This window comes from Nonomuraea sp. NPDC005983, assembly GCF_040614375.1.
Taxonomy (GTDB): domain Bacteria; phylum Actinomycetota; class Actinomycetes; order Streptosporangiales; family Streptosporangiaceae; genus Nonomuraea.
In genome coordinates this window covers 1-11,924 of record NZ_JBEXUP010000210.1, presented here as the reverse complement: position 1 = coordinate 11,924, position 11,924 = coordinate 1, and the positions used below count along the sequence as shown (strand labels likewise).

At 68.9% G+C, this 11,924-nt stretch carries 9 protein-coding genes; 6 read left to right on the top strand and 3 right to left on the bottom strand.

The features are described 5' to 3' along the window. The 4 genes from ABZ297_RS44040 to ABZ297_RS44025 form a co-directional block, all read left to right on the top strand. On the top strand, window positions 1-876 hold an 876-nt coding region (locus ABZ297_RS44040; protein WP_355359621.1), incomplete at its 5' end, for an MFS transporter. A 196-nt stretch (window positions 877-1,072) separates the two neighbouring features. Then, window positions 1,073-1,975, top strand: coding sequence for an aminoglycoside phosphotransferase family protein (locus ABZ297_RS44035; protein ID WP_355359618.1), 903 nt, complete (start codon window positions 1,073-1,075; stop codon window positions 1,973-1,975). A 547-nt stretch (window positions 1,976-2,522) separates the two neighbouring features. Further along, window positions 2,523-3,074 (top strand): NUDIX domain-containing protein, encoded by a 552-nt coding sequence (locus ABZ297_RS44030; protein WP_355359615.1) that lies wholly within the window; start codon window positions 2,523-2,525, stop codon window positions 3,072-3,074. Between the two features lie 74 nt (window positions 3,075-3,148). Beyond that, window positions 3,149-3,991, top strand: a complete 843-nt coding sequence (locus ABZ297_RS44025) for a WD40 repeat domain-containing protein (protein WP_355359612.1) — start codon at window positions 3,149-3,151, stop codon at window positions 3,989-3,991. A 138-nt stretch (window positions 3,992-4,129) separates the two neighbouring features. Here the strand turns inward: ABZ297_RS44025 and ABZ297_RS44020 are convergent, their stop codons facing one another. From ABZ297_RS44020 to ABZ297_RS44010, 3 genes are all read right to left on the bottom strand, one after another. Further along, complete coding sequence (locus ABZ297_RS44020) at window positions 4,130-4,636, bottom strand: helix-turn-helix domain-containing protein (protein ID WP_355359609.1); 507 nt, start codon at window positions 4,634-4,636, stop codon at window positions 4,130-4,132. A gap of 80 nt (window positions 4,637-4,716) precedes the next feature. Further along, a complete protein-coding gene (glnA, locus tag ABZ297_RS44015) occupies window positions 4,717-6,141 on the bottom strand; it encodes a type I glutamate--ammonia ligase (RefSeq protein WP_355359606.1) in 1,425 nt (474 codons plus the stop codon). Window positions 6,142-6,234: 93 nt separating this feature from the next. Next, a complete protein-coding gene (locus tag ABZ297_RS44010; RefSeq protein WP_355359603.1) occupies window positions 6,235-7,221 on the bottom strand; it encodes a hypothetical protein in 987 nt (328 codons plus the stop codon). A gap of 90 nt (window positions 7,222-7,311) precedes the next feature. On the opposite strand from ABZ297_RS44010, the gene ABZ297_RS44005 reads away from it, so the two are divergent. Continuing rightward, complete coding sequence (locus ABZ297_RS44005) at window positions 7,312-7,776, top strand: RDD family protein (protein WP_350806365.1); 465 nt, start codon at window positions 7,312-7,314, stop codon at window positions 7,774-7,776. Window positions 7,777-7,897: 121 nt separating this feature from the next. Continuing rightward, on the top strand, window positions 7,898-11,924 hold a 4,027-nt coding region (locus ABZ297_RS44000; protein WP_355359599.1), incomplete at its 3' end, for a GH92 family glycosyl hydrolase.

Genomic DNA, 11,924 nt, shown 5'->3' with positions numbered 1-11,924 from the left:
ACCGGCGTGTGGGCGGCGGTCACGGGCACGGCCCTGGCCGCCGGCCCCCTGCTCGGCGGCCTCCTCGTGGACGCGTACGGCTGGCGCGCCGTCTTCCTGATCAACCCGCCGCTCGCCCTGATCAGCCTCCTGGCCGTCCGCGACGTCCGCTCGCCCAGAGGCGCCCGCGCCATCGACTGGACGATCCAGGCCCTCGCCTGCCTGTTCCTCGGATTGCTCGCGGAAGCCCTGATCGGCTCCTCCGTCGTGGCCGGAGCGCTGGCGTGCGCGGCGCTGGTCGCGCTCGTCGTGGCGGAGCGCCGCAGCGCCGCCCCCGCCCTGCCCGGCGGCCTGCTCACCGCGACCTGGCCGGAGCTCCTCGCGGGTACGGCGGCCAACTTCGCCTTCTCCGGCGCCCTGTTCGTCCTCACCCTGCTGCTCCAGGACGCCCGCCACCTGACCCCGCTGGCGACGGGCCTGGCCTTCCTGCCGCTCACCCTGCCCATGGCGATCAACCCCGTCCTCACCGGACGGATCGTCGCCCGCGTCGGCCCCCGCCTGCCGATCCTCGGCGGCCTGACCCTGCTCGCGACCGGCCTCGCGGGCCTTGCCCTGACGGACCTGCTCGCGCCGTGGCTCCTGGTCATGGGCTTCGGCCTGTCGTTCTGCCTCCCGGCGCTGGTGGCGGGCACGGTCGCGAGCGCCCCGCCCGGCACGGCGGGCACGGCGGGCGGCGTGCTCAACGCGGCCCGCCAGACGGGCGCCACCCTGGGCGTGGCGATCCTGGCCACCCTCGCCCACCCCCTGCCGGCGGCGGCGATCCTCACCGCCGCGACCACCGCCTGCTACGCCCTCACCTCCCGCCGTACCCCCGCACCGCAAGTTCGATCTCGTTGAGCCGGTCGAGCATTTCGGGGTTGACGTTCAGCATCGGGCAGCGGAAGCAGGCTTCTCTGAACTTTGGGGCCGGTCCGTCCCAAAGCCTCTGATCTGCAGCTCTCTGACACCGAATCGGTGATGCCAGAGGAATCACGGCGAGATGTTCCGGAGAGCGAGAGCCGCTCCGCCTGCCGTATCAGTACTGTGACTTCGCATGACCGACACCGAGATTGAGATCACCGCAGACCTGGTCCGCGACCTGCTGCAGGAGCAACATCCGGACCTTGCAGGGCTGGCCATCCGCGAGGTGGCGGGCGGCTGGGGCAACCACATGTGGCGCCTCGGAGACGAGTTGGCCGTGCGCATGCAGCGCATGGACCCTACCCCGGAGCTCCAGCTCAAGGAGCGGCGGTGGCTACCTGTGCTGGCTCCGCGCCTGCCGCTCCCGGTGCCGACCCCGGTGCGGTTCGGCGAACCGTCCGAGCGCTTCCCCAAGCACTGGACCGTGATGACGTGGGTTCCCGGCGAGCCGCTGGACCACGGCTCGATCAGCCGCGGCGCCCACGCGGCCGACACGCTGGCGGGCTTCCTCAGGGCGCTCCATGTGGAGGCGCCCGCCGAGGCCCCGGCCAGTTCGGACCTCGGCGCTCACCCCAAGAGGTGCACGGGCGGCTTCGAGCAGTTCTTGCAGGCCATTGACCCCGACGCCGTCGGCGATGTCCGCGCCGTCCGGGCCGTCTGGGCCGATGCCGTCGCGGCCCCCGAGTGGGAGGGCCCGCCGATGTGGCTGCACGGTGACCTCCATCCCGCGAATGTCGTCGTCTCGGACGGGACGCTCTCGGGCGTGATCGATTTCGGTGCCTTGTTCGCCGGCGATCCCGCGTGGGACCTCGGCGCCGCGTGGGTGCTGCTACCCGCGGGCACGGCCGCACGGTTCTTCGACGCGTACGCGCACGCGGACGAGGCAACGATCAGGCGCGCCCGCGGGCTGGCCGCCATGAAGAGCCTCTTCCTGATGCTTATGGGGCAGAACGGAGATCGGGGCCTCCCCGGCGGTAAGCCGAACTGGGGACCTGCAGGCCGGGCGGCACTTGATCGTGTTCTGAAGGGCGTTTGATGCACGCTTCTTTGAACTTGTTCTCGATCTTGGTTGAGGGCCGGCCGCAGGAGTGAACATCTGACACATGCGTGCTCATGAACACAAGGAGTTGAGAAGGCTCGGCCGCAGGTGCCGATGGACACCTTGCGCTTCTCGAAGTGAGCGAGGAACGCGTCCCATTCTTCCTCGGTGGGGGCCGGTACTCTTCGCTGGGCCTGGTAGCGCGACGGCGGGCGATGAACGCCCTGTGCGCCTCGATCGACTCGGCCGGGTAAACGGCCTTGTAACCCATCGTTGTATCAATACTCTTATGACCGCAGATCACTTGGGCGATGTGCGGCGGCAGTCCGTTCATGATGGCGTCGGTGACGAAGAACCGTCTTTTGCCCGTACTCGCTGTGTGCGGTTGTGTTCGTGTGGCGATCGAGCAGGTGGCTTTCCACCGGGGTGTTCGCGCTGGGGGTCGTCGCTCGTGCTGCGTTTCCGGGCAGGTCATGTGACGCAGATCACTAGCTTGGGGTGCTCGTAGAGCAGATTGTCGGTGGTGCCTGCGATCGTGTCCTGCATGGGCGAGCTGGTCGAGCGAGTGGATGAACTGGACCGCGTGCTGGGAGTCGTGGACCGGGCAGAGGCGGAGCGTCGGCGATGGATGCATCGGATCGCGACGACGATCTGTCGCGATCCGATGCGGCGGATCCTCGTGCTGCGCCGAGCGGAGCAGCACACTCGCTTTCCCGGCCACTATGACGTGATGGTCGGCGGTGCCGTGGATGTGGGCGAGTCGTATGAGGACGCGGCAGCCCGCGAGCTGTCCGAGGAACTGGGCGCCAGCGTCCCGGTGCGTTTCATGTTCAAGTTCCTGTGCCGGGATGGGGTCAGCCCTGTCTGGTTCGGGGTGCATGAGGCCGTGATCACTGAGCCATTGGTTCCAGATCCGTCCGAGATCGCTTGGCATGCCTGGCTCACAGAGCTCGAACTGCGGGAGGTCGTTGATCGATGGCCTTTCGTTCCCGGTGGGCGAGAGGCGTTGCGCCGATATTTGGTATTCGGGCAGGGACCCATAGCCGGAGCCGGCCGCATCCCGCTCTCGGCGGCGCCGTCCTGTCACCGAGAGTGACGGCATCCTAGGGCCGTCAGTGAAACAATCCGTTTTTGGATCAGTTATCGGCTGTTTCCCCTACGGTGTCGGTCATGACAGCCTTCTCCGTCATCCGATCCGCCGTGATCCCCTCGGCCGGCCCGATCCAGGACTTTGACATCGTCAGGTTGGACGGACGTCCGCTCCTCGTCTGTGTCGACACCGTCAACGGCGTGTTCCTGTGGGACCCGTCCGAGGATCGGTGGAGCAGGCACCAGCTGGACATGCCGTTCCACAAGGACAGCGATTTGCGCTTCACCGAGGTGCTCGCGATCGGCGCCGTCGTCCACAACGGCCGAATCGTGATCGGCGGGGGAGCGACCCATCAGCCGTTCGCGCAGTGGGACCTGGGGAGCGGCGCGGTGCGGGTCTTCGCGGACGAGTCGCATGCCGGCCTCGGAAAGTCGCTGGGGATGGAGCTGGACGGGCGCCCCATGCTCGTCGGCGGCGACAGCAGCACGTGCCCCCGCGTGCGTGTGTACGACGTGGAGCGGCGCGAGCTGCACGCGGAGCTGTGCGAACATCATTTCGACGGTCTCGGCGGCCTGACGTCGGGGATGCTGAAGGACCGGCCGGTGCTGGTGTCGGGCAGTTGGGACGGCAGCGCCGTGGTGTGGGACCTGCGTGAAAGGCGGAGCCTCGTCAAGTTCGGCCGCTACGTCGGCGGCTTGCAGGGGGTCGGGCTCGTACCGGTCGGCGGACGGCCCCATGTGGTGGCGGCCAGCCGCGCCGAGGTCGTGCTCGGCGACCCCGAGACGGGCGAATGGGGCGAGCCGCTCGCCGGGCACGATGGCGAGGTGTCCGCTGTCCGCCTCACCGAGCTCGACGGCCGGACAGCGGTGATCACGGCGGGGCGGGACGGGCGCCTGCTCATGCGGAGCCTCGATTCTGTCTGAGGACGTGGGGCCATCCTGCGCAACTTGGCCAACGTGGAGCCGCTTGTCAGCGCGATCTCCACTGTTGAGATTGACGCCTCTGCACCGATCGACCGGATCGTCCAGCAGCTTGAGGAACTTGCGCGAACGACGCTGTGATCAAGGCCAGCGCTTGTGCAGGTGGTCTTGAATGTATGCCCGTAACTCGGGGTTCTGCCCGATCTTGCCGGGTTTGGGGCGCGGCCGGCGCGCGTCGGCGCGGGCCTGGGCCGCGTGCGGCCGGTACTGACCGTTGCCGGGGTGCCGGTTACGGCGGATCTCCCGGCTGACGGTGGAGGGCGCGCGGCCGAGCTCGCGCGCGATCTCCCGGATCGACGCCTTCTCCCGCACCCGATCAGCGATGTGGATCCGCTCGGTCTCGTTCAGATAGCGGCCACACACATCTGGGGGCGCCGCCGATGTGATCGGTAGCGCCCCCACGTGCTTGCCGGTCGGATTGCGTCCGTTACGCCATCGCCGCCCGGTCCGGGAGTTGATGCCGACGATCCGGCATGCCTCCTCGTTACTCAAGCCCCGCTGCACGAGCCGCAAGTATGCCGCCCGCTCACGGGACAGAGCCCTGCGGCCCCGAGTGCGTTCCCGGTCCTCCCGGATCTCGAAGTCCATCGCATCCCCTCATCTGGGGTGTTGCGACGACCACTAGAAGAGGAGGTGGGTGGGCGGTTCCGGGCCGTTCCGTCAGACGCTTACACGTCGTAGTACAGCTCGAACTCGTGCGGGTGCGGGCGCAGACGGATCGGGTCGACCTCGTTCTCGCGCTTGTACGCGATCCACGTCTCGATCAGGTCGGGGGTGAAGACGCCGCCCTCCAGAAGGTAGTCGTGGTCGGCCTCCAGCGCCGCCAGCACCTCGGGGAGCGAGCCCGGCACCTGCGGCACCGCGCGGGCCTCCTCCGGCGGCAGGTCGTAGAGGTCCTTGTCGACCGGCTCCGGCGGCTCGATCTTGTTGCGGATGCCGTCGAGGCCCGCCATCAGCATCGCCGCGAACGCGAAGTACGGGTTGCACGACGGGTCGGGGACGCGGAACTCGATGCGCTTGGCCTTCGGGTTGGAGCCCGTGATCGGGATGCGCACGCACGCCGACCGGTTGCGCTGGCTGTAGACCAGGTTGACCGGGGCCTCGTAGCCGGGCACCAGGCGGTGGTAGGAGTTCACCGTCGGGTTGGTGAACGCCAGCAGCGACGGCGCGTGCTTGAGCAGGCCGCCGATGTAGTAGCGGGCGGTGTCGGACAGGCCCGCGTAGCCGACCTCGTCGTAGAAGAGGGGCGAGCCGTCCTTCCACAGCGACTGGTGGCAGTGCATGCCGGAGCCGTTGTCACCGAAGATCGGCTTGGGCATGAACGTGACCGTGTGCCCGTACTCCAGGGCCGTGCTCTTGATGATGTACTTGTACAGCATCAGGTTGTCGGCCGTCTTGAGCAGCGTGCCGAACTTGAAGTCGATCTCGGCCTGGCCCGCGGTGCCGACCTCGTGGTGCTGCATCTCGACGTCGATGCCGCACTCGATGAGGTTGCGGACCATCTCCGAGCGCAGGTCGGTGAAGTGGTCCATCGGCGGGACGGGGAAGTAGCCGCCCTTGTAACGCGGCTTGTACCCGAGGTTGCCGCCCTCGGTGGCCTTGCCGGTGTTCCAGGCGCCCTCGATGGAGTCGATGTAGTAGTACCCGGCGTTCGCCTTCGTCTCGAAGCGGACGTCGTCGAAGATGTAGAACTCGGCCTCGGGGCCGAAGAAGACGGTGTCGGCGATGCCAGTGCCCTTGAGGTACTCCTCCGCCTTGCGCGCGACGTTGCGAGGGTCGCGGCTGTAGGCCTCGCCGGTCAGCGGGTCGTGCACGAAGAAGTTCAGGTTCAGTGTCTTGTGCTGACGGAACGGGTCGAGCACCGCGCTGGACGGGTCGGGCAGCAGCAGCATGTCCGACTCGTGGATGGCCTGGAAACCGCGAATGGACGAGCCGTCGAACATGAGGCCGTCGGTGAAGACGTTCGCCGCGAAATTCTCTACCGGGAAGGTGAAGTGATGCGTCGTCCCGGGCAGGTCGGTGAACCTGACATCGACGAACTGCACCCCTTCGTCACTGATGAACTTCAGGACGTCGTCGGCGGAGCTGAACACTCTCGAACCTCCCTGGGGACATGGCTATCAGCCGAATGTAGGTCGGGGCGGTTTCCAGGTGGTGTCTCGTTTGTTTCGCACGTGTTAAGTGGGTCACGTTCCGCTGGCCTCGGTGCACTCGCCGTCGCCTTCCGGGTCTTCGAGATCGTAGGGGTCCTCGGGAAGGCCCTTCGTGGGCGTCTCGTCCGGCGGGGAGTCCTCGTAGACGGGGTGGACGTAGCCGTCCTTCACGTCGCAGCGGGCGGGAGTGTGACTGGCTCCCCAGTCGTGCAGCCAGGGCGCCACGCGGCCGGAGTCGCGGTAGAACCGCACCTGGCCGCGGTGGTGCGCGACGATCCGGACGGTGGAGGCCGGCTGCCCGGGCCGGTGCACGGCGTAGACCACGAGGTAGTTCACGTCGGCCTGCGCGCTGGTGCGGCCGTGGTCCTTGAAGGTCGTCAGCTTGGTCCTGCCGTGCACTTTGATGACCTTGGTGGTCAGCTCGGCGGTCTTGGGCGCGAAGCTGTTCACCCACCCCCGCGCGTCGAAGCCGTCCTTGCGGGGCTTGCGGCGGTCCAGGTTCTTCCAGAAGAAGGAGCGCTGCTCCGGGTCGAGGGTCTTGGCGAACGCCTCCGGCCTGCCGCCCATGAGCGTCTTGGTGTCCAGGAAGGCCGTCACGAGCAGCTCGCGGGTCCGCTTCAGACCCTTGGCCACCTCCTTCTTGGACAGCCCGCCGAGCGCCCTGGCCTTCGGCATGGCGAAGCCGGACGCGCCCTCGGCGTACTTCTCCGCCGGGGAGCCGGCGAACGGGCCGGGTGCGGGCTCCTCGGCCGGGGCGGGAGTCACAGGCAGGGTCTCCTCGGGCACCGGGCCCGCGGTCACCGCCGGCCCCGAGTCCGGAGTCAGCAGGTCCGGACGGAACACCACGACCGAAGTCGCGGCGGTCAGCACCGCGACCACCAGGCCGACCGCGAGCGGCCACCTGCGGCGGGGCGGCCGGGGCGGGCGCGCGCCCTTGCTGGCCGCCGCGGTCATCCTGCGCCGTTCGTCCGCGTCGAACTGCGAGATCAGCTCCTTGAACCGTCCGTCCAGATCATCCACGAGGAGACATGATGAGGCTGAAATTGCGGGGGTTGAAGCGCGATTGGGTCACAATCGCGACCGCGGGTCCCGCCGGATACCGTTGAGGGCATGAGCAGGAGCAACGAGCCGCGCTGGACGCAGACCTGGCTGGGCGGCATCAGGTCCGCAGGGGTGGATCTCGGCTACCCCGGCCAGCGTCTGGGGCTGCCCGAGGAGGGCAGCGGCGCGATCGCCGGGTGGGGCAGGCGCATCGCCGCCCTGGTCATCGACTGGATGATCTGCACGTGGGTGGTCGTCCAGCTCCTGCTCAGGATGAACCCGGCCGAGGCGCCGTGGGCGCCCGTCGCCGTCTTCGCCGTGCAGTACCTGCTGCTCGTCGCCTTCATGGGGCAGACGTTCGGGCACCGGCTGGCCGGGATCAGGGTCGCGGCGATGGACGGCGGCAACCCGCGGCTGCTGCCGGTGCTGGTCCGCACCGTGCTGCTGTGCCTGGCCGTGCCCGCGCTGATCTGGGACCGCGACCACCGCGGGGTGCACGACCGGGTGTCCAACACCATGGTCGTCCGCATGTAGGGCCTTCCGCATACAGGACCGTCCGCATGCAGGGCCGTCCGCGAGGGCGTTGACAGCGCCGCCGCTTCGGGATCTTCTGTTGACAACGTTGTCAGCAGGGTCTCTGAAGGGACGGCTCGGCATGCGGAGATCACCTCGGCTGGGGCTGGTGGCTGGGACGGCCGCCGCCCTGATGTTCCTGGCGTTACCCGGTGTGGCGGCGGCCGATCCGCCGTCACCCGGCGCCTCCACGGCGACCGACCCGGCACCGTCGCCGCTCCCGTCCGACGCGCCCTCGGCGGCGCCGACGCAGCCCGCCCCGGTCGAGGAGGTGACGCCGCCGCCGAACGCCGCCAGGAAGGCCGCCGTCACCACCGCCCCGCCCGGCGCGCTCTTCTACTCCTCCCTCGAGACCGGCGACCCGCAGCCCGCCTGGATGAACACCGTCGAGGACGGCAAGAAGACCGAGGGCGTCACCGGCAGCACCACGGGCGGCATCCCCGGCGCGATCACCGACGAGATCGTCGACATCGCCGCCAGCGGCGAGTACACGGCGAGCGGCGAGGTCAAGGAGAACCTGTTCGACGGCGACGTCAACACCAAGTGGCTGGTCTTCACCCGCACCGGCTGGGTGTCGGTGAAGCTGTCGAAGCCGATCGCGGTCGCCCGGTACGCCATGGCCTCGGCCAACGACGCCCCCGAGCGCGACCCCCGCGACTGGGCCCTCGAAGGCTCGGCCGACGGCCGGACCTGGACCGCCGTCGACACCCGGACGAACGAGGTCTTCGACGGCCGGCTCAGGACCCGGGAGTTCACTGTGGCGGCCCCCGTCCCGTACCTCTACTACCGGCTCAACGTCACCAGGAACGGCTCGGGCGACATCGTCCAGCTCGCCGAGCTCCAGCTCTCGGACGGCGACACCACGCCCAAGCCGCCGTCCGACATGCGCACCCTGATCGGCCCCGGCCCCGGCAGCGGCTACACCGCGAAGCCCCGCGCCGGATACAGCGGGCTCAGGGCGCTGCGCTACTCCGGCAGCACGACGGGCGAGCACGGGGGCCACACCACGAACAAGGTCTTCGAGACCGACGTCGAGGTCACGGCCGACACCGAGCTGTCGTACCTGCTGTTCCCCGAGTTCACCGGCGCCTCGCTCAGCTATCCCAGCACGTACGCGAGCGTGGACCTGGCCTTCTCCGACGGCACCTACCTCAGTGACCTCAAGGCCCGCGACCAGCACGGCATCGCGCTCGACCCGAGAGCGCAGGGCGAGTCCAAGACCCTCTACGCCGACCAGTGGAACCTGAAGCGGTCGCGCATCGGGGAGGTCGCCAAGGGCAAGCGGATCAGGCGCGTCCTGGTCGCCTTCGACGCACCCGCGGGCCCGCTGCCGTTCAAGGGCTGGGTGGACGACATCACCCTCGTCAACGCCGAGCCCCGGAAGGCCGGCAGTCTGGCCGAGTACGCCGTCACCACCCGCGGCACCCACTCGACCGGCGGCTTCTCGCGCGGCAACAACTTCCCGGCCACGGCCGTGCCGCACGGCTTCAACTTCTGGACCCCGATGACCGGTTCGGGGTCGAACTCGTGGCTGTACGAGTACCACCGCAACGGCAACCCGGACAACATTCCGACCATTCAGGCGTTCGCCGCCAGCCACGAGCCCAGCCCGTGGATGGGCGACAGGCAGTCCTTCCAGGTCATGCCCTCGCTGCTGGCCAGGCCGAACCCCGACAGGGTCGCCAGGGCCGCCCAGTTCCTGCACTCAGGCGAGACCGCCAGGCCGTACTACTACGCCGTGGACCTGCTCAACGGCGTCCGCACCGAGATCGCGCCCGCCGACCACGCGGCGGTCCTCCGCTTCACCTTCCCCGGAGACACGGGCAGCCTGATCTTCGACAACTACAACAACAGCGGCGGGCTGACGATCGACGGCGGGGTGGTCACCGGCTTCACCGACACCCGCAGCAGCCTGTCGGCCGGCGCGGGCAGGATGTTCGTCTACGCCGTCTTCGACCAGCCGCCGACCGCCGGCGGCAAGCTGACCGGGGCCGGGCGCGACAACGTCACCGGCTACCTGGCCTTCTCCGCCAAGCAGGTCACGATGCGCATCGCCACCTCGCTGATCAGCGTGGACCAGGCCAGACGCAACCTGGAGCTGGAGAACGGCACGTTCGAACAGGTCCGGGCCAGAGCGCAGAAGGCGTGGGAGGACAAGCTCGGCGTCATCGAGGTGGAGGGCGCCAGTGAGGACCAGCTGACCACCCTCTACTCCAACCTCTACCGGCTGTTCCTCTATCCGAACTCGGCCTTCGAGAACACGGGCACCGCCGCGAGCCCCGTCTACAGGTACGCCAGCCCGGTCTCGCCCAGGTCCGGCACGGACACGCCCACCCAGACGGGCTCCAAGGTGGTCGACGGCAAGATCTACGTCAACAACGGCTTCTGGGACACCTATCGGACCGCCTGGCCTGCCTACTCGCTGCTCGCGCCCGAGGCCGGCGAGCTGGTAAACGGCTTCGTGCAGCAGTACCGAGACGGCGGCTGGATCGCCCGCTGGTCGTCGCCCGGCTACGCCGACCTGATGGTCGGCACCAGCTCCGACGTGGCCTTCGCCGACGCCTACGTCAAGGGCGTGCGCGGCTTCGACGCCAGGTCGGCGTACGCGGCGGCGCTCAGGAACGCCACGGTGGTGCCGCCCAGCGCGGCCGTCGGGCGCAAGGGCCTGCAGACCTCGACCTTCCGCGGCTACACCGCCCTGGACGAGGTCGGCGAGGGGATGTCGTGGGCCATGGACGGATACATCAACGACTTCGGCATCGCGAACATGGGCGCGGCCCTGGCGGCGGAGTCCAGCGGCGCGGAGAAGGCCCGCTACCTGGAGGAGTCCGAATATTTCCGGAACAGGGCCTTGAACTACGTCAACATGTTCGACCCGTCCGTGGGCTTCTTCCAGGGACGCGACTCCACCGGCAGGTGGCGGCGCACCAAGGCCGATTACGATCCCCGCGTCTGGGGCTACGACCACACCGAGACCGACGGCTGGAACATGGCCTTCCACGCCCCGCAGGACGGCGCCGGTCTCGCCGCCCTGTACGGCGGCAAGGCGGGCCTGGCCAAGAAGCTGGACGACTTCTTCGCCACCCAGGAGACCGCCACGTTCCCCGGCTCCTACGGCGTCGTCATCCACGAGATGCGCGAGGCCAGGGACGTCCGCATGGGCCAGTACGGCCACAGCAACCAGCCCTCGCACCACATCATGTACATGTACGACCACGCCGGCCAGCCGTGGAAGGCGCAGGCCAAGGTCAGGGAGGTGCTCTCGCGGCTCTACCTGGGCAGCGAGATCGGCCAGGGCTACCCGGGCGACGAGGACAACGGCGAGATGTCCGCCTGGTACGTCTTCAGCGCGCTCGGTTTCTACCCGCTCCAGGTGGGAAGCGCCGAGTACGCGGTCGGCTCGCCGCTGTTCACCAAGGCCACCGTGCACCTGCCGAACGGCAAGGACGTGGTCGTCAACGCCCCGGCCAACAGCGCGAAGAACGTCTACGTCCAGGGTCTCAAGGTGAACGGCGAGCCGTGGGTGTCGACGTCGCTGCCGCACGACGTGCTGTCCCGCGGTGCGGTCCTGGACTTCGCCATGGGGCCGGAGCCGTCCACCTGGGGAGAGCCGCCGAAGTCGATCACCAAGGACGGTGACGAGCCGCGGCCGCTGCGGGACGTCCCGGTCACCGGGGGACCGGCGGCGCTGTCGGACGACACCTCGGCCACCACCTCCACCATTTCGGGAAATATCACTCTTCATGCGCCCTCGCGGCAGAAGGTGACCTTCTACACCCTCACCTCGGCCACCACCGGCCCCACCGCCTGGAAGCTCGAAGGCTCCTATGACGGGACGACATGGGCGGTCATCGACGAACGCGCCGACCAGTCCTTCACCTGGGCGAAGCAGACCCGGCCCTTCAAGGTCGCCTATCCGGGACGGTACGCCCAGTACCGGCTCACCGTGAACGGCGTCCTCGCCGAGCTGGAACTGCTCGCCGTCCCCGACCCCGCCTGCACGCGGACGGTCAGCGGCGAGGTCGGCGGGCCGCTCACCGTCGGTTCCGGCGTCACCTGCCTGGCGGCGGGCGCGACGGTCGCGGGGCCGCTCGTGGTGCGGAAGGGCG